Origin of the sequence: Cardinium endosymbiont of Oedothorax gibbosus, assembly GCF_936981045.1 — a bacterium.
Taxonomy (GTDB): Bacteria; Bacteroidota; Bacteroidia; order Cytophagales; family Amoebophilaceae; genus Cardinium.
Window position 1 is genome coordinate 719,350 of the sequence record NZ_OW441264.1, and the last position, 18,361, is coordinate 737,710.

Annotated in this window: 14 protein-coding genes and 8 pseudogenes; 14 read left to right on the top strand and 8 right to left on the bottom strand. The window is 36.4% G+C overall.

Annotated elements, in window-relative coordinates; translation table 11 throughout:
• Positions 1–135: 135 nt before the first annotated feature.
• The gene (locus tag NBW36_RS03335; protein WP_250237776.1) at positions 136–882 is read right to left on the bottom strand and encodes a YebC/PmpR family DNA-binding transcriptional regulator; all 747 of its coding nucleotides are present in this window, start codon (positions 880–882) and stop codon (positions 136–138) included.
• A gap of 139 nt (positions 883–1,021) precedes the next feature.
• A complete protein-coding gene (gene ruvB, locus NBW36_RS03340) occupies positions 1,022–2,044 on the bottom strand; it encodes a Holliday junction branch migration DNA helicase RuvB (RefSeq protein ID WP_250237779.1) in 1,023 nt (340 codons plus the stop codon).
• A gap of 47 nt (positions 2,045–2,091) precedes the next feature.
• Here ruvB and NBW36_RS03345 point away from each other — a divergent pair, with 47 nt between their 5' ends.
• Together NBW36_RS03345 and murD are read left to right on the top strand one after the other, a co-directional pair.
• Positions 2,092–2,895 (top strand): CPBP family intramembrane glutamic endopeptidase, encoded by an 804-nt coding sequence (locus tag NBW36_RS03345; protein ID WP_250237788.1) that lies wholly within the window; start codon positions 2,092–2,094, stop codon positions 2,893–2,895.
• A 6-nt stretch (positions 2,896–2,901) separates the two neighbouring features.
• On the top strand, positions 2,902–4,230 hold the full coding sequence (murD, locus tag NBW36_RS03350; RefSeq protein ID WP_250237790.1) for a UDP-N-acetylmuramoyl-L-alanine--D-glutamate ligase: 1,329 nt from the start codon (positions 2,902–2,904) through the stop codon (positions 4,228–4,230).
• A gap of 329 nt (positions 4,231–4,559) precedes the next feature.
• On the opposite strand, the pseudogene NBW36_RS03355 reads toward murD, so the two are convergent.
• Together NBW36_RS03355 and NBW36_RS03360 are read right to left on the bottom strand one after the other, a co-directional pair.
• Positions 4,560–4,664, bottom strand: a pseudogene (locus tag NBW36_RS03355) (IS6 family transposase); the annotation flags it as partial.
• Between the two features lie 338 nt (positions 4,665–5,002).
• Positions 5,003–5,884, bottom strand: a pseudogene (locus tag NBW36_RS03360) (IS982 family transposase).
• Positions 5,885–6,018: 134 nt separating this feature from the next.
• Between NBW36_RS03360 and NBW36_RS03365 the strand changes: the two are divergent.
• The 10 genes and pseudogenes from NBW36_RS03365 to NBW36_RS05720 all read left to right on the top strand — a co-directional run bounded on the left by NBW36_RS03365 (position 6,019) and on the right by NBW36_RS05720 (position 12,393).
• Positions 6,019–6,399, top strand: a complete 381-nt coding sequence (locus NBW36_RS03365) for a reverse transcriptase domain-containing protein (RefSeq protein ID WP_250237792.1) — start codon at positions 6,019–6,021, stop codon at positions 6,397–6,399.
• A gap of 37 nt (positions 6,400–6,436) precedes the next feature.
• Complete coding sequence (locus NBW36_RS03370) at positions 6,437–6,742, top strand: group II intron maturase-specific domain-containing protein (protein ID WP_256465608.1); 306 nt, start codon at positions 6,437–6,439, stop codon at positions 6,740–6,742.
• Positions 6,743–6,872: 130 nt separating this feature from the next.
• Positions 6,873–7,829: an IS256 family transposase gene (locus NBW36_RS03375; RefSeq protein WP_439099460.1), complete on the top strand. Its 957-nt coding sequence runs from the start codon at positions 6,873–6,875 to the stop codon at positions 7,827–7,829.
• A 125-nt stretch (positions 7,830–7,954) separates the two neighbouring features.
• On the top strand, positions 7,955–8,095 hold the full coding sequence (locus NBW36_RS05715; RefSeq protein WP_250237722.1) for a hypothetical protein: 141 nt from the start codon (positions 7,955–7,957) through the stop codon (positions 8,093–8,095).
• A gap of 90 nt (positions 8,096–8,185) precedes the next feature.
• A pseudogene (locus NBW36_RS03380) lies at positions 8,186–8,293 on the top strand (IS6 family transposase); the annotation flags it as partial.
• Between the two features lie 135 nt (positions 8,294–8,428).
• Positions 8,429–9,718: a tyrosine--tRNA ligase gene (gene tyrS / locus NBW36_RS03385; protein ID WP_250237795.1), complete on the top strand. Its 1,290-nt coding sequence runs from the start codon at positions 8,429–8,431 to the stop codon at positions 9,716–9,718.
• Positions 9,719–9,820: 102 nt separating this feature from the next.
• A pseudogene (locus tag NBW36_RS03390) lies at positions 9,821–10,420 on the top strand (IS6 family transposase); the annotation flags it as partial.
• A 206-nt stretch (positions 10,421–10,626) separates the two neighbouring features.
• Positions 10,627–11,040: a group II intron maturase-specific domain-containing protein gene (locus tag NBW36_RS03395; protein WP_250237797.1), complete on the top strand. Its 414-nt coding sequence runs from the start codon at positions 10,627–10,629 to the stop codon at positions 11,038–11,040.
• Positions 11,041–11,170: 130 nt separating this feature from the next.
• Complete coding sequence (locus NBW36_RS03400; protein ID WP_439099461.1) at positions 11,171–12,127, top strand: IS256 family transposase; 957 nt, start codon at positions 11,171–11,173, stop codon at positions 12,125–12,127.
• Between the two features lie 125 nt (positions 12,128–12,252).
• Positions 12,253–12,393, top strand: a complete 141-nt coding sequence (locus tag NBW36_RS05720) for a hypothetical protein (protein ID WP_250237722.1) — start codon at positions 12,253–12,255, stop codon at positions 12,391–12,393.
• A 14-nt stretch (positions 12,394–12,407) separates the two neighbouring features.
• Here the strand turns inward: NBW36_RS05720 and NBW36_RS03405 are convergent, their stop codons facing one another.
• Entirely contained in the window at positions 12,408–15,410 is a 3,003-nt protein-coding gene (locus NBW36_RS03405; protein WP_250237800.1) for a tetratricopeptide repeat protein, read from the bottom strand.
• On the opposite strand from NBW36_RS03405, the gene NBW36_RS03410 reads away from it, so the two are divergent.
• Complete coding sequence (locus NBW36_RS03410) at positions 15,409–15,612, top strand: hypothetical protein (RefSeq protein WP_250237802.1); 204 nt, start codon at positions 15,409–15,411, stop codon at positions 15,610–15,612. The two genes, NBW36_RS03405 and NBW36_RS03410, sit on opposite strands and share 2 nt — an antisense overlap.
• A gap of 149 nt (positions 15,613–15,761) precedes the next feature.
• Here NBW36_RS03410 and NBW36_RS03415 read toward each other — a convergent pair.
• Positions 15,762–16,364 (bottom strand): annotated as a pseudogene (locus NBW36_RS03415) (IS6 family transposase); the annotation flags it as partial.
• A gap of 14 nt (positions 16,365–16,378) precedes the next feature.
• Positions 16,379–16,681: pseudogene (locus tag NBW36_RS03420) on the bottom strand (transposase); the annotation flags it as partial.
• A gap of 103 nt (positions 16,682–16,784) precedes the next feature.
• Here NBW36_RS03420 and NBW36_RS03425 point away from each other — a divergent pair.
• Positions 16,785–17,666, top strand: a pseudogene (locus NBW36_RS03425) (IS982 family transposase).
• A gap of 11 nt (positions 17,667–17,677) precedes the next feature.
• Here the strand turns inward: NBW36_RS03425 and NBW36_RS03430 are convergent.
• Positions 17,678–18,268, bottom strand: a pseudogene (locus NBW36_RS03430) (IS982 family transposase); the annotation flags it as partial.
• Positions 18,269–18,361: the final 93 nt, after the last annotated feature.

The window sequence follows — 18,361 nt, forward strand, 5'->3', positions numbered from 1 at the left end:
TTGTGCACACTCTAAATTAGATACGAAGTTGACCCCAATTTAAATATAAAGATAGATTCTTATATTAGGATTATTCTAATTACTAGGATAACTGTTGAACCAGCCCTTAGATAATCCAGCAAGCAACCGATCCTTCTACTCCCATAAAGTTTCCTGCTCTGGTTGAATATTGATATTATGATAGACCTTTTGTATATCATCGTCATCCTTGAGCGCATCTATAAGCTTTATAAGTTTAAGGAATGCGGCATCACTTACTTGTACCAGCGTACGAGGAATATACTTTAAACCCGCAGAAGTTGGTGCAATAGCAAGTGTTTCCAAGTGTTTTTGTACTTTTCCAAAGTCTTCTACACCACAAATCACATGGGCATATGCAACATCGTTTTCTAATGCTTCTGCTCCTGCATCTATCAACCCTAATGTAAAATCATCCTGGCCTTTAATATCAGCTGCAGGAATGGTAAAGACCCCTTTGTAATCAAATAAAAAAGCAATCGCACCACTTTTTTCTAAACTGCCGCCATATTTAGTAAATATGGCCCGCACATTAGCTACTGTCCTAACGATTTTATCAGTCATACAGACCACCATAATAGCCACACCATGTGGGCCACACCCCTCATAGGTCACTTCATGATAGGCTGCTACATCATGCCCACTAGCCTTGCTAATGGCACGAAGAATAGCCTCTTTAGGCATATTAGCCCCCTTGGCATTTTGAACGGCCAAACGCAATCGTGGGTTAAACTCTGGTTCCCCTCCTGCACTCCTAGCAGCTACGGTGATCTCCTTAGCCAGCTTTGTAAAAATTTTACTTTTTTTTGCATCATTTACACCCTTTTTATGCTTGATATTAGACCACTTACTATGTCCTGCCATTGTATTGCTTCATTATAGATAAAGTATAAGAAAAACAGTTAGAACTGTAGGTAAGCTGTATAACAATTACTACCCAAATAATAATATATATAAACATAATTAGATACCCTATAAGATAAAAAAAGCCGGGAAATGCGAATTATTTGTCGAATAGATCAGCCGTATAAGGCAAGCCCAAATGCTTATAAGCTGCCTCTGTTGCAACCCTTCCACGTGGCGTACGTTTGATATATCCTTCTTGAATAAGAAATGGTTCATATACTTCTTCTATTGTTTCTGCCTCCTCCAGGCAAGCAGTTGCAATAGTGGTAAGGCCTACAGGACCACCCTTGAATTTTTCAATAATATTGATAAGAATACGTTTGTCCATTTCATCTAGTCCATTCTCATCCACATTCAAGGCCGCTAAACTTAATGTAACCATATCTTTGGTAATGCGTCCATCCCCTTTAATCTGGGCAAAATCCCGCGTACGTTTCAGCAGATTATTGGCTATACGTGGGGTTCCTCGACTACGCCTTGCAATTTCATAAGCAGCTTCTTGGTCAATAGGTGTACCCCATATACCACTGGCGCGCTGAACAATTTTGGTCAGTAACGTAGCATGATAGTAATCCAATCGCGCATTAATACCAAAACGAGCCCGTAATGGTGCAGTGAGCAAACCGGAACGAGTAGTAGCCCCAATTAAGGTAAAAGGGTTGAGTGCCAATTGTACACTACGTGCGTTGGGACCTGCATCCAGCATAATGTCTATTTTAAAATCCTCCATGGCTGTATATAGGTACTCTTCCACTATAGGGTTAAGACGATGGATCTCATCTATAAAAAGCATATTAGTAGGTTCTAAACTAGTCAACAACCCTGCTAAATCCCCTGGTTTATCCAATACTGGACCAGAAGTAATTTTTATATTGGTATTCAGTTCATAAGCAATAATATAGGCCAATGTCGTTTTCCCTAAACCAGGCGGACCATGTAACAGCACATGGTCCAAGGCTTCTTTCCTTTGCTGAGCAGCTGCTGCAAATATTTGAATATTCTGGACTAGTTTTTCTTGCCCAAAAAAGTCGTTGAATTGAAGGGGACGTAAGGCTTTATCAAGCTGTTCTTCTGGTTTTCTTAGCACACTAAAGGGGCCATTGATAAGATCATGCTCCATTTTTTCTATCTTTACTAAACCAAAATATACGTAAAAAAATATCAATAATGAGACCAAAAATCAAACTACTCAAGCTATTGACGCTATCATTTATAGGGCTTTATCTGGTTATTCGGCTTTCCAACATGCTGATAGAGTGGACTGATTACTGCCCATTGAACCACTGTGTGCTTGAGCGCTTTATGTTACGCATCATCATTTGTTGCACTGCTTTGACCTACTATTTACATCTACAGGAAAAAAAAGGTATAGAACACCCTATACAGCCAAGTACCAATGGTTATAGATTAACCATTGGTACAATATTGACCCAACTCATGATGACATTTGCCTTAATGGTACTCAGCAGCATTCAAGAGGCATTAGGGTATCCCAGCGTACAACCTGTATTACATTTTAGTAGTAGAATCGATTTTTTATACCGTGGCATTGTAGAAATAACCTGCCTAGCTGCTATCTTAGAAGAACTGTTGTTTCGAGGTATTTTAGAAAAACTACTCAGTAACATTACGCCCATCCGATCATGGATTACCATGATCAGTGCGCTAACCTTTAGCTTGATGCACTATAATATGATCAATAACCTATTGTATTTTGTAATGGGATGCTTTCTGAGCTACCTATACCGCCAAGCCAACCATATTATTTATCCTATTATTGCCCATGGACTACATAACTTATGTGCCACATCTATAATGTATCTCCCATTAGATAAAACATTAGACTTAGCCGTCAATAGCTTAACCATTGGAACACGTATCATACTAGCTATTGGGTCTCTCCTAGCAACTTATGGATATGTAACCTATATGCTAACAGGCAAAAACACAAAAGCATATCATTTAAACTAGACGAAGATGCGCTTAGTGGTACTAGGTGGAGGAGAAAGCGGTACAGGTGCAGCCCTTCTAGCCAAACAACAAGGCATAGATGTTTTCGTTTCGGATGCTGGTATCATTCAAGCAGATTATAAGAATTTACTGATAACCAACCAAATTGCATTTGAAGAAGGAGGCCACACGGTAGAAAAAATACAATCGGCTGACGAGGTCATCAAAAGTCCTGGTATACCCTATGAAGCCACGATCATCAAGCAACTTCACCATATACCCATCATAGACGAAATAGAGTTTGCAGCACGCTATGCAAAGGGTAGGATTATAGCTGTAACGGGTTCAAATGGAAAAAGTACCACTGCACAGCTGATCTACCATTTGCTCCATGCAGCCGACTTCCATGTTGCTTTAGCTGGAAATATAGGATATAGTTTTGCAAAATGTCTCACACAATCGATCTATGACTACTATGTACTAGAGCTTTCCAGCTTTCAACTGGAAGGAATCAAAAATTTTAAGCCAAACATTGCCTGCCTATTAAACATTACACTTGACCACTTGGATAGGTATCATGATTCCATAGAAGCCTATGCAAAAGCTAAATTGAACCTATTGCGCAACATGACCCCATTAGACCACTTTATTTACCATAAAGCGGATCCAATCACCACGCAATATCTTCCAACACAGAAGATTTTACCCCAACTACATCCTATTGTGTCCTCCCCTATTTGCTCTAAAAATGGTCTATTTCGCTTTAATGGGCACAGCTACGCTTTTTCTATGAGCAGGGAACAAATAGCTTTGCTAGGTAGGCATAATCAGTATAATGCTATGGTTGCTGCTACAGCAGCGGCATTAGCAGGCGTATCCTCTAAAATCATCGCTACTGCTTTACCTAAATTTCGTGGACTACCCCATCGACTGGAATGGTGTGGCGCGCCACAAGGTATAGACTGTTATAATGACTCCAAATCTACCAATATAGCCTCTACAACAGCTGCATTGCTTAGTTTTAATCAACCCATTATCTGGATTGCAGGTGGCATAGACAAAGGAAACAATTATAGCCCACTATTACCCATTGTACAAGAGCGGGTAAAAGCAATCATCTGTTTGGGAAAAGAGAACAGCCCTATTATGAAAGCTTTTCATCCCCTAAGTCTACCCATAGAAGAGACGGACAACCTATCTGTAGCAATAGATAGAGCGGTAGCCATTGCACTGCCCGGAGAAGTGATATTGCTATCCCCTGCATGTGCCAGCTTTGATTTATTTAAAAACTTTGAGGATCGGGGCAATCAATTTAAAGAAAAAGTAAGTGCACGGGCCATGGCGTCAACTTTGTGACGCGTAAATCTAGGTTCTGTCGCTTCTATATTTTCGTTAGTAAGATCTTTTCTTTTAAGTGAAGTTTTGGATATATATTGAACGTGAGTTCGGGATTAGATTATTTTTTCATTTGATAATCAATATTAATAAAAATTTATAAAATTTGTTTTATAGACAGTTAAATAGGTAGTTGAATAACAAATAATTCTTATAATCAGTTTATTATATATATTATATTTATAAAATTAGATATAAAAACTTGTTAAATAGGTGCAAATATTAACTAAATAATTGATATTAAATTGTTGTAAATCAGTAAAATAAATCCCGAACTCACGTATTGAGTATTATTCGGCCATTAGCATAACAAAATTCTCAAAAGTAGAAAAATGATTTTTAGCTCCGATTACTTGTCCTTTTTGAATCATAGGAATGTTTTCTATCCCTGCAATGATCTAGAGTAAAGAAATGGTTGGACCACTTAAAATTAAGCATATCTATTGCTTCTGATTGCTCGCAATACAGTAGCTGACTAACTTGATTCTTCATTGTTTACCCATTCCCTTCTCATCCCAAGGTACGTTCAGTTTTCCCGAATACGGCGGTCCGACAGTCTTCTTCATAAACCTTGCACAACTCTCTCAGGATACTTAATCATTCCACTACCAATGTACAACATCCCCATTGTATAGAGTTTGCTATTGGGATAGCTTTGCCACCCACACCCACGGCCTTTTCTTCTATGGGTTAAGTATCTGCGAAATCGGTTATTAATAACCTCAGTTCGGGATTAGACGTATTGTGAACCAGTCATATATATATTAGTTATAGAAGGTTTTTTCTCTTTTAGTGCATAAGCTGTAATTCCAGCTATCAAATTGACTAGAAAATTAGGTATGCTTCTATGCCTAGAATGTTCTATATGGCTAATATTTTTGAGCTGATCTATAATAGTTTCAATTATAGATCGTTTTCTAAGCATCAGTTTATCCTAGAGTGGCATAAAAGCATTTTTCATATTTTTTCTGATTTGGGTAATGAGTTCCACGCCTTTCTCGATCAGTTTTTCAAATAAATCTTTGCTTATGTAACCTTTATTGGCAAACATTTTACCCATGAAGTGTTTACATAAATTTTCTACAGGAAGCCTATCATTAGTTTTACCTGTGGTCAGTTGAAAATTCATAATTTCTCCTAAATCATTGACTATCAAGTGCAACTTTAATCCAAAAAACCAACCGATGCTGGTTTTACCTTTAGTAGCAATCGATTTAAAAACCCTATGCGTATAGGCTCTTTTGATATGGCAAACCTTGATGGCTGTTGCATCCATAAAATAACAACCTGTTTTTGTTTTAGCAAGACTTTGTGTAAAACAGTACAAGGGAACTAACGTTCTTTGGATCAGTTCTATAAATCTATTGTAGCTCACTAACTTTCCAAATTTACTAGAATGAAATTGCTGTAAATGAATATAATAAGACTTAAAATTTCTAAAACCAATCACATGAAAGGCAATAAGAACAGTCATTATTTCACTCAAAGTTAATGAACAAGTTTTAGTGGGTTTTCTTTTAGAGTTGGTTAACAGTTGTTTTTCCATATACGGCATAAACTTTATGAGAAATTCATCAACAGCATAATATATTTCAACTAATTTTTCTACATTCATAACCGGCTCCTTTAGATAATCTGGTTAATATTTTTTTATCTCCAAATTTAAAACACAAAGGAGCTTTTTAAAGCTATTTTTTAACAAGCTAATCCCGAACTTAGGTTATTAGTAAAAGGATAGCAGATGGCAGTATGTTGAAGCTAATTAAACAAACCCTAACAACGTCAATAGTAAAACAAGGTAAAATTACATGCAAGAAAGTTGGAGTACCGCAAGGATCACCAATATCACCGTTGTATAGTAATATCTACCTAAATGTTATAGACCAAGTGTGGCACTCAAGGGGGTATCCAGAAAAGCTAAGCACAACCTTGCATAGGTATTATGATGATGCAATTTTGGTATGTCGTAAGAGTGCTAGCTTAGCGCTGGAGAAATTCACAGAATTAGCAAAGAGATTATCGCTCATTATTAACCACCAAAAGACACGAATAACGAAACTGAAAGAAGGCTTTAACTTCATAGGTTTTTACTTTGTAAAAAGTAAAGAGTCCGACAAGTGGCAGAAATAGCATTTATGTATTTCCAACGAAACAATCCCAACAAAGCATCCGTAACAGACTAAAATACCTGACTTGTAGAAGAGCACCAATCAAACCTCAAACATTCATCGAGCAAATAAAACCAGTAGTGTTAGGATGGGTTAACTATTTTAAACATACGAATGCCAGTGAAGCTTTTGTTAGATTGCAGGACTTTATTAATAACCGATTTCGCAGATACTTAACCTATAGAAGAAAAGGCCGTGGGTGTGGGTGGAAAAGCTATCCCAATAGCAAACTCTATACAATGGGGATGTTGTACATTGGTAGTGGAATGATTAAGTATCCTGAGAGAGTTGTGCAAGGTTTATGAAGAAGACTATCGGACCGCCGTATTCGGGAAAACTGAACGTACGGTGGGATGAGAAGGGAATGGTCTTTTGTTTTAAGTGTGTAAATATTTTTTAGGATTTATCTTTACCTAAATCATAACACTTAAAACAATGAAAAGAAAAGAGACAGTTAAAGATGGGATAAGCAAGGCCATAGATGTACTGATAGAATCAGGTGTAGACCTTTCCAGACTTTTTGATCAAGACGGCTTACTCAAACAATTAAGTAAGCGTCTTGTAGAAAAAGCATTACAGTCAGAAATGGATGACCATTTAGGTTATAATAAATATGCACGTAGTGATTCAGAGAATGTACGTAATGGATTATCCAGTAAGCAAGTTATTACTGATAATGGCGTTATATTGGTTGAAGTACCCAGAGATAGAGCATCGACTTTTGAACCTATTTTATTGCCTAATCGTCAAACAAGAATTCCTAGTTTGGATGATAAGATCTTATCTTTACATGCTAAAGGTATGAGTCTGTCAGATATTCAGATTCAAATACAGGAATTATATGGCGCAGAAGTAAGTGAAAGCCTGATAAGTAACATCACAGACTCTGTTATTGAAGATGTTAAGATATGGCAAAATCGTCCCTTAGAATCAGTCTATTCTATTGTTTTTTTTGATTGCTTTGTAGTTAAAGTTAGACAAGATAAGCGCATCATCAACAAGGCAGTCTATGTCGCTTTAGGTATAGATAGATCTGGCATAAAGGATGTTTTAGGGCTTTGGATGAGTGAAAATGAAGGGGCTAAATTTTGGTTAGGCAATTTAACAGAACTCAAAAATCGGGGTATGAACGATATGCTCATTGCATGTACAGATAATTTGTCAGGCATGTCTGAGGCCATTGCTGCTGTATACCCAAAAACGGAACATCAGCTCTGTATTGTTCATGCAATTAGGGGTAGTTTGCAGTATGTTTCTTATAAACATAGAAAGGTATTAGTTGCTGATTTAAAACCAATTTATACAGCAGTTACCGAGCAAGAAGCATTGATGGCCTTAGAAGCTTTTGCTACTAAGTGGAATCAACAATACCCACAAATAGCCCAATCTTAGTATGCTAACTGGGATAATCTGATGGTATTTTTACAGTACCCTAATGCCATACGTAAGGTCATTTACACAACAAATGTTTGGAATCTGTAAATAGCCAATTTCGTAGAGTTACCAAAAATAAAAAAGTGTTCCCTAACGATCTAGCTGTTTTTAAAACATTATATCTAACTATTAACTACATGACTAAAAAATGGACCACCTCTATTCATAACTGGAGCGAGACTATGGCACATTTTTTAATTAAATTTGAAAACAGAATTGAATAAAACCAAAAAATAATTTACACACTTAAGTGGACAGAGCCGAAGCAATAGATATGCTTAATTTTAAGTGGTCCAACCATTTCTTTACTCTAGACCATTGCAGGGATAGAAAACATTCCTATGATTCAAAAAGGACAAGTAATCGGAGCTAAAAATCATCTTTCTACTTTTGAGAATTTTGTTATGCTAATGGCCGAATAATAAACAATATATATCCAAAACTTCACTTAAAAGAAAAGACGTTACTAACGAAAATGTAGACGCGACAGAACCCATTCCTTTATTGTCATTCTTTATAATATTATCTATCTTGAGGTATTATTATTGTTGAGTTTTATGAAAAGTTTTATTGCCAATTTGCGTTGGCGTGGTATGGTCCATGATATGGTTCCAGGTACAGCGAAACATCTAAGCAAAGGCATGGCTACCGGATACGTTGGTTTTGAGCCTTCTGCCCCCTCTTTACACCTTGGCAATTTGGTTCCTATAATGTTATTAAAGCACTTCCAAGAGGCGGGTCATAAGCCCATTGCACTAGTAGGTGGTGCTACTGGCATGATTGGAGATCCCTCTGGGCGTAGCCAAGAACGCCTGTTTTTAACAGAGGAAGTGTTGCGTTACAATGAGGCCTGTATTGCCAAGCAATTAGAAAAGTTTTTAGATTTCTCTACTGGTCCCAACAAGGCTGTTTTATTGAATAATTTTGATTGGTTGAAAGATTTCTCTTTCCTAAGATTTTTACGTGATATAGGCAAACATATACCTATTGGGTATATGATCACTAAGGATAGTGTAAAACAACGCATAGAAACTGGTATCTCTTATGCCGAATTTGCCTATCAACTCATACAAGGATATGATTTCTATTATCTCTATCTACATAAAAATGTAACCCTGCAAATGGGTGGCGCTGATCAATGGGGCAATGTAACTACAGGGGTAGAGCTTATTCGTAAAAAAGCGCAATATCAAGCCTTTGCGATTACTGCCCCTTTATTGACCCGTTCGGATGGAACCAAGTTTGGAAAAACAGCCTCTGGAAGCAATATATGGCTAGATCCAGCGCAAACATCTCCTTATGAGTTATATCAGTTTTTGTTGAATGGTGGAGACCATGAAGTAGAGAAATGGATTAAAATATTTTCTTTTTGTACGCAAGAGGAGATAGAAGCCCTTATTGTGGCCCACCAAGCCAAACCCGAAATGCGGCTGTTGCAGCAAACATTGGCTAAGATTGTAACCACTATGGTGCATTCAGAGGAGGCTTGTAGGCAAGCCGTGGTCTGCAGCAATATTCTTTTTGGCCATGCCGATTCAGTAGATGCGCTCTATGCACTCAGTGAAGATGATCTATTAAGTGTCTGTGGTACTATACCTAAGGTGCATGTCGCAAGAACTGCTTTAAGTGCAGTACACTCTATGGTCTCTTTATTATCCGTGGCTACGCAAAATCTTATTATGCCTTCTAAGGCAGAAGCAAGACGCCTGATCGCCTCATCTGGTATCAAGGTAAATAAGATATTGATAACCGATCCTTATCAAAAACCCGATTTTACTTTGTTACATGATCGTTACCTATTGGTTCAAAAAGGCAAAAAAAATTACTACCTTATTGTTGTTCAATAATTTTTTTGCAAAAAGATGATCACTAGGTCTTTCAGCAGGGTTCTGTCGCGTTTATTCTAAAAAATCATTATTTTAGTATCTGCAGTTAAAAAAGTAGTTATTATGTTTAATATTTCGCTCAAATTATTACCTTATTTTAAAGGCTATTGTTCTTCAGCAGAAGTCATCCTGTTATTTGTCTAGATGAAGTGTCGTTTTTCCTTGAGCTATAGAGATTTGGAAGATATGATGCGTATGAGAGGCGCAAGAGTTGATCATTCTACACTACAAAGATGGGTTATTAAGTTTGTTCCTCTTATAGATGAAGCAGTAAGCAAAAGAAAACGACCAGTTGGTGGTAGTTGGAGAATGGATGAAACCTATGTTAAACTAAACGGGAAGTGGATCTATTTATATAGAGCAGTAGATCGTTATGGTGATACAGTTGACTTTTTTCTATCTGAGCATAGAGACAAGTCTGCAGCTTTTTCTTTTTTTCGTAAGGCGATCACAGAAAATAATATTCCTAAGAAAGTAGTAATTGACAAAAGCGGTAGTAATAAAGCTGCCTTTGATGCGATCAATACAGAATTTGATCAAGATCATACCATTCAAATATTTCAAAACAAATACTTGAATAATAGAGTTGAACAAGATCATAGGTTTATCAAAAAACGGCTAAAACCTATGCTTAGTTTTAAGTGTTTTAAGTCTGCAGCCATTGCACACCGGCACAGGTGTGCAACAAATGGGGTGTAAGTCCCCTGACTCTAATTTGTCTATTTCGGGAGTGTAGCAGGAGGTTGGATTTGTGGGGTGATTCACAGGTTTAAGTTACCTTTAAATGCATCTGCAAAATAGCGGGCTGCAACAAAAGTGAACCTAAATTAGCCTCGTTAAGCCGTTTAAGCACATTTGCCGACTATCTAGTGGCTACAGGAAGGCTGATAGTAGGATTTTACTTTGTAAAAAGAAAGAGTCCAACAAGTGGCAGAAATAGCATTTATGTATTTCCAACGAAACAATCCCAACAAAGCATCCGTAACAGACTAAAATACCTGACTTGTAGAAAAGCACCAATCAAACCTCAAACATTCATCGAGCAAATAAAACCAGTAGTGTTAGGATGGGTTAACTATTTTAAACATACGAATGCCAGTGAAGCTTTTGTTAGATTGCAGGACTTTATTAATAACCGATTTCGCAGATACTTAACCTATAGAAGAAAAGGCCGTGGGTGTGGGTGGAAAAGCTATCCCAATAGCAAACTCTATACAATGGGGATGTTGTACATTAGTAGTGGAATGATTAAGTATCCTGAGAGAGTTGTGCAAGGTTTATGAAGAAGACTATCGGACCGCCGTATTCGGGAAAACTGAACGTACGGTGGGATGAGAAGGGAATGGTCTTTTGTTTTAAGTGTGTAAATATTTTTTAGGATTTATCTTTACCTAAATCATAACACTTAAAACAATGAAAAGAAAAGAGACAGTTAAAGATGGGATAAGCAAGGCCATAGATGTACTGATAGAATCAGGTGTAGACCTTTCCAGACTTTTTGATCAAGACGGCTTACTCAAACAATTAAGTAAGCGTCTTGTAGAAAAAGCATTACAGTCAGAAATGGATGACCATTTAGGTTATAATAAGTATGCACGTAGTGATTCAGAGAATGTACGTAATGGATTATCCAGTAAGCAAGTTATTACTGATAATGGCGTTATATCGGTTGAAGTACCCAGAGATAGAGCATCGACTTTTGAACCTATTTTATTGCCTAATCGTCAAACAAGAATTCCTAGTTTGGATGATAAGATCTTATCTTTACATGCTAAAGGTATGAGTCTGTCAGATATTCAGATTCAAATACAGGAATTATATGGCGCAGAAGTAAGTGAAAGCCTGATAAGTAACATCACAGACTCTGTTATTGAAGATGTTAAGATATGGCAAAATCGTCCCTTAGAATCAGTCTATTCTATTGTTTTTTTTGATTGCTTTGTAGTTAAAGTTAGACAAGATAAGCGCATCATCAACAAGGCAGTCTATGTCGCTTTAGGTATAGATAGATCTGGCATAAAGGATGTTTTAGGGCTTTGGATGAGTGAAAATGAAGGGGCTAAATTTTGGTTAGGCAATTTAACAGAACTCAAAAATCGGGGTATGAACGATATGCTCATTGCATGTACAGATAATTTGTCAGGCATGTCTGAGGCCATTGCTGCTGTATACCCAAAAACGGAACATCAGCTCTGTATTGTTCATGCAATTAGGGGTAGTTTGCAGTATGTTTCTTATAAACATAGAAAGGTATTAGTTGCTGATTTAAAACCAATTTATACAGCAGTTACCGAGCAAGAAGCATTGATGGCCTTAGAAGCTTTTGCTACTAAGTGGAATCAACAATACCCACAAATAGCCCAATCTTAGTATGCTAACTGGGATAATCTGATGGTATTTTTACAGTACCCTAATGCCATACGTAAGGTCATTTACACAACAAATGTTTGGAATCTGTAAATAGCCAATTTCGTAGAGTTACCAAAAATAAAAAAGTGTTCCCTAACGATCTAGCTGTTTTTAAAACATTATATCTAACTATTAACTACATGACTAAAAAATGGACCACCTCTATTCATAACTGGAGCGAGACTATGGCACATTTTTTAATTAAATTTGAAAACAGAATTGAATAAAACCAAAAAATAATTTACACACTTAAGTGGACAGAGCTCTTTGTTTTTATTTTAGAGACTACTTTGGCTCTTTTCTGCTTAGCCAGTTCAATGTTATTTTTATTTTTCGATTTACTAATCATAGAGTCCAAAGTAGCTTTAGCCTGTGTAAGGTTGCCTAGCATTATATAATTATCTGCCATAAGTAAAAAGGCGCCATCTATATAATGGTTATTGTGTGGAAATTTTTCTACAAGGTCAAATAAGATGTTTAAGGAAGCTTTATAAGCTTTTAGTTGAAATTCTGTATGGGCCCATAGATATTGTGCTTCTGCTGCAGTAACGGTATGTGACGGTCTACTGGCCTTTAAAAAATGGCTTCTAGCACGTTTGTATTCTGATCGTTGCATGGCTATCTTGCCTAGATAAAGAGAAGTTTGTTGAAGGGTTTCAATGGGTGCTTCCTTAGGACTATTCAATAATTGTAAACAAGCTGGTGTTGCAATTTGATATTGTTTTAGGACAAAACTAGCTTTTATAAGCCCACTTAAGGTATGATGATATTCTTTATCTGTCAGATGCATCTTCTGTAGCTTTTGGTAATGGGTGACGGCTTCTTGAAAACGCTTCTTTTGGTAAGCCAGATCAGCCATTCTTAACCATGCTTTTTTATGGAAAGTGGCTTGGCGGTCAGCCACTACCTTTTTATAATAACTTATCGCCTGTTTGTGCTTTTGTAGCCTGTAATAGCTTTCTGCCATTAAAAAATACGCTTCTGAAAGCAGCTGACTATTTGGATACTTTTTATCAAAAGCAGTAAGTTGGTGCAATGCTTTATGATAGGCCTGATTATAAAAGAGCTGCCTAGCCGTATCAATGGCACGCTTATCGGAATGGCTGGCCATTTTTTCAGCAATGTGGGCATACTTTTCTAAGTAAACATCTATTTTTTCAGGGGTTCCAGCAAATAGGTTCGATAGAGCCATCAAAGTATTTTCTGCATGGAGATGGGTAGGATGTTGATCTAAAATGGTCGTATAGTCCGCAGTAGCAGCTTCATACTTTTGAAGATTTTCATAAGCAAGGGCCCGTTTCATCAATAAATCTGGCTGTAGATCACTAGTTGGCTCCCTTTCAATAAGATAGCTAAATGATTGAATGGCTGCTTCATAATGGCCTGCATTGAATAGGGTACAAGCCTTATGATAGCATGCTTTTTCATAATATTTGGTTTCTGTGTGGTGTGTGAGTATTTCTTGCAGGCAAAGTTCCGCACGAAGGGTGTCTTCTAATGTCTGATAAATCAGTGTTTCTTGGTAACGAACATGGGCAGGATGGTAGGTATACACAGACGCATATAGCCTAAGTGCTTCCTTATAATTTTTCTTTACATAATAACAGTCAGCTAGCCGAAGGATTGCATCGTAGTGGGTAGCAGCAGGCTGTTTTTGGGTAATCGCTATATACTGTTCAAAGGTTTTGGCTGCAGTGGTGTAATGGCCTGTGTTAAAATAACCATAGGCTAGTCCATATAGGTTTTTCTCGTAATAGAGCGTATTTAAACTGCCTTGTTGCATGTATTTCGTATAAAACTTTAATGCTTTTTCATATTTTCCAAGCGCAGAAAATACTTCTCCTAACCAAAACTGAGCCTGTAACACTAAAGATGGTTTAAAAGGGAAAAGCAGAGATTGCTTTAAATATTTTATAGCGGCATCTAACGCAGCCTTATTGTAGGCTTCCAACCCCTGGTAAAAAAGTACTTTTTGGTATAACTTTAAGAGTCGTTCAGTTTTATAAGAGAGTCCTGCTATATAGTCTATAGCCAGTTGATAAGCTTTTGTTTTATAGTAACACTGTGCCAGTAAAGCTTGTGCAGTGGAAAGGTGTTTGCTTTCCTGGTGGGTTTCAATAAAAGCAGTCATCGCTTCTATAACTTCTGGAATGGCGCATTGTTGATAGTGTAGGCCTGCAAGCTTGATAGCGGCTAAATCGCTTATCTCTGGATCAAACTTTAGCCGTGCAGCTTGGGAAAAGGCAGCTATTGCTGCTGAAACAGCACCATCTTTTTCATAAATAAGGCCACTATAGTAAGCAGCAATTTGACTGGCATGATCATTCTTATGCAACAGTTTCTGAAAGCAAACAACTGCTTTAGCATACTGTTCCGTTTTATATAACGCATGGCCCAGCTTAGCCTGGGTCATGCTGTCTACCGCATCATCTAAGGCCATCTGATAGTGGATAATGGCAGTTTGATATTGCTTGAGAAAAAAATAGGCACCGGCAATGAGTAGGTGATCTTGTTTGGTAAAAGATGACGCGGGACAGCGTTGTACATAGTCAAGCAATGATTCAAACTTACCCGCTTTATGGTATACTTTTAAGGTTAACCTTTTGGTTTCTAGTTTATATTTTTTACTTGCTTTTTGAAGTGCTATAAGCGCACCATTATAGTCGCCTTGCTCAAAAGCTATATACCCCATCTGTAATTGTGCAGCGTAATAATAAGGATGGTTTGTATGGTTAATGGCTGCAAAGCATTTTTTTGCATTTTCCCAATCTTTTAGTTGCAAATAAGTAGTCCCTGCAACATATGGAAGGGCTGCGCGATCCGTAGGTGTCAAACAAGCTGCTTTGATATTTCGATATAAAGAGAGACTTTTATAAAATAAACCTGTTTGAGCAAAGCACTTTGCCAAATGATAACGCACGGTTTCTACATATGCACTGGTAGGGTACCTTACTATAAAATATTGTAAAAGGGTTTCTATATGCGGATCTTTATTTTCTAAAGCAGATAAAACAGCATAGTAGGCAGCCTCTTCTTGCTGATACCTTTTTCCGTGACGGTTTAAATAGGCCTCAAAGTACTTTTGGGCAGCTGCATATTGATGTTGATCAAAAAGCACTATCCCTTCATGAAAAATAGCCTGAGGCAATGGACCAGGCTGATGGTTGGCCATAGAGAAGCCTTTGTAAGCAGTGGCGATTAGGAAAATGGCTATTAAAATAATAGAAAATATGGGTTGTGTCATGGGTATATTAGTTTCAAAATTAGCATGCTTCTGTAGTAGCCTTGGTGCATACCAACCAATCTATTACACCATGCAGGTGCGTCATATAGATGGAACGGTATGGGCCGCATCTATAAAAATGATTGGAAAATTCCATATGGCCAAAATATGGATTTCTATTGTATCTTACTATTGTGTGATGGCCCTTTTACATTTTTTATAAAAAAGTATCTATTCACCGGTATGGCCATGCTACGAAAAAAATAAAAAACCAACTCTTGTAAACAGTTGCTCAACTTTGGTTCTGTCGCTTCTATATTTTCGTTAGTAACGTCTTTTCTTTTAAGTGAAGTTTTGGATATATATTGGGTATTATTCGGCCATTAGCATAACAAAATTCTCAAAAATAGAAAGATGATTTTTAGCTCCTCTTACTTGTCCTTTTTGAATCATACGAATGTTTTCTATCCCTGCAATGGTAATGGCTGCAGCCTTAAAACACTTAAAACTAAGCATAGGTTTTAGCCGTTTTTTGATAAACCTATGATCTTGTTCAACTCTATTATTCAAGTATTTGTTTTGAAATATTTGAATGGTATGATCTTGATCAAGTTCTGTATTGATCGCATCAAAGGCAGCTTTATTACTACCGCTTTTGTCAATTACTACTTTCTTAGGAATATTATTTTCTGTGATCGCCTTACGAAAAAAAGAAAAAGCTGCAGACTTGTCTCTATGCTCAGATAGAAAAAAGTCAACTATATCACCATAACGATCTACTGCTCTATATAAATAGATCTATTTCCCGTTTAGTTTAACATAGGTTTCATCCATTCTCCAACTACCACCAACTGGTCGTTTTCTTTTGCTTACTGCTTCATCTATAAGAGGAACAAACTTAATAACCCATCTCTGTAGCGTAGAATGATCAACTCCTGCGCCTCTCATACGCATCATCTCTTCCAAATCTCTAAAACCTCAGTTCGGGATTAGACGTATTGTGAACCAGTCATATATATATTAGTTATAGAAGGTTTTTTCTCTTTTAGTGCATAAGCTGTAATTCCAGCTATCAAATTGACTAGAAAATTAGGTATGCTTCTATGCCTAGAATGTTCTATATGGCTAATATTTTTGAGCTGATCTATAATAGTTTCAATTATAGATCGTTTTCTAAGCATCAGTTTATCCTAGAGTGGCATAAAAGCATTTTTCATATTTTTTCTGATTTGGGTAATGAGTTCCACGCCTTTCTCGATCAGTTTTTCAAATAAATCTTTGCTTATGTAACCTAAGTTCGGGATTAGCTTGTTAAAAAATAGCTTTAAAAAGCTCCTTTGTGTTTTAAATTTGGAGATAAAAAAATACTAACCAGATTATCTAAAGGAGCCGGTTATGAATGTAGAAAAATTAGTTGAAATATATTATGCTGTTGATGAATTTCTCATAAAGTTTATGCCGTATATGGAAAAACAACTGTTAACCAACTCTAAAAGAAAACCCACTAAAACTTGTTCATTAACTTTGAGTGAAATAATGACTGTTCTTATTGCCTTTCATGTGATTGGTTTTAGAAATTTTAAGTCTTATTATATTCATTTACAGCAATTTCATTCTAGTAAATTTGGAAAGTTAGTGAGCTACAATAGATTTATAGAACTGATCCAAAGAACGTTAGTTCCCTTGTACTGTTTTACACAAAGTCTTTCTAAAACAAAAACAGGTTGTTATTTTATGGATGCAACAGCCATCAAGGTTTGCCATATCAAAAGAGCCTATACGCACAGGGTTTTTAAATCGATTGCTACTAAAGGTAAAACCAGCATCGGTTGGTTTTTTGGATTAAAGTTGCACTTGATAGTCAATGATTTAGGAGAAATTATGAATTTTCAACTGACCACAGGTAAAACTAATGATAGGCTTCCTGTAGAAAATTTATGTAAACACTTCATGGGTAAAATGTTTGCCAATAAAGGTTACATAAGCAAAGATTTATTTGAAAAACTGATCGAGAAAGGCGTGGAACTCATTACCCAAATCAGAAAAAATATGAAAAATGCTTTTATGCCACTCTAGGATAAACTGATGCTTAGAAAACGATCTATAATTGAAACTATTATAGATCAGCTCAAAAATATTAGCCATATAGAACATTCTAGGCATAGAAGCATACCTAATTTTCTAGTCAATTTGATAGCTGGAATTACAACTTATGCACTAAAAGAGAAAAAACCTTCTATAACTAATATATATATGACTGGTTCACAATACGTCTAATCCCGAACTGAGGTTATGTAACCTTTATCGGCAAACATTTTACCCATGAAGTGTTTACACAAATTTTCTACAGGAAGCCTATCATTAGTTTTACCTGTGGTCAGTTGAAAATTCATAATTTCTCCTAAATCATTGACTATCAAGTGCAACTTTAATCCAAAAAACCAACCGGTGCTGGTTTTACCTTTAGTAGCAATCGATTTAAAAACCCTGTGCGTATAGGCTCTTTTGATATGGCAAACCTTGATGGCTGTTGCATCCATAAAATAACAACCTGTTTTTGTTTTAGAAAAACTTTGTGTAAAACAGTACAAGGGAACTAACGTTCTTTGGATCAGTTCTATAAATCTATTCTAGCTTACTAACTTTCCAAATTCACTAGAATGAAATTACTGTAAATGAATATAATAAGATTTAAAATTTCTAAAACCAATCACATGAAAGGTAATAAGAACAGTCATTATTTCACTCAAAGTTAATGAACAAGTTCTAGTGGGTTTTCTTTTAGAGTTGGTTAACAGTTGTTTTTCTATATACGGCATAAATTTTATGAGAAATTCATTAACAGCATAATATATTTCAACTAACTTTTCTACATTCATAACTGGCTCCTTTGGATAATCTGGTTAGTATTTTTTTATCTCCAAATTTAAAACACAAAGGAGCTTTTTAAAGCTATTTTTTAACAAGCTAAT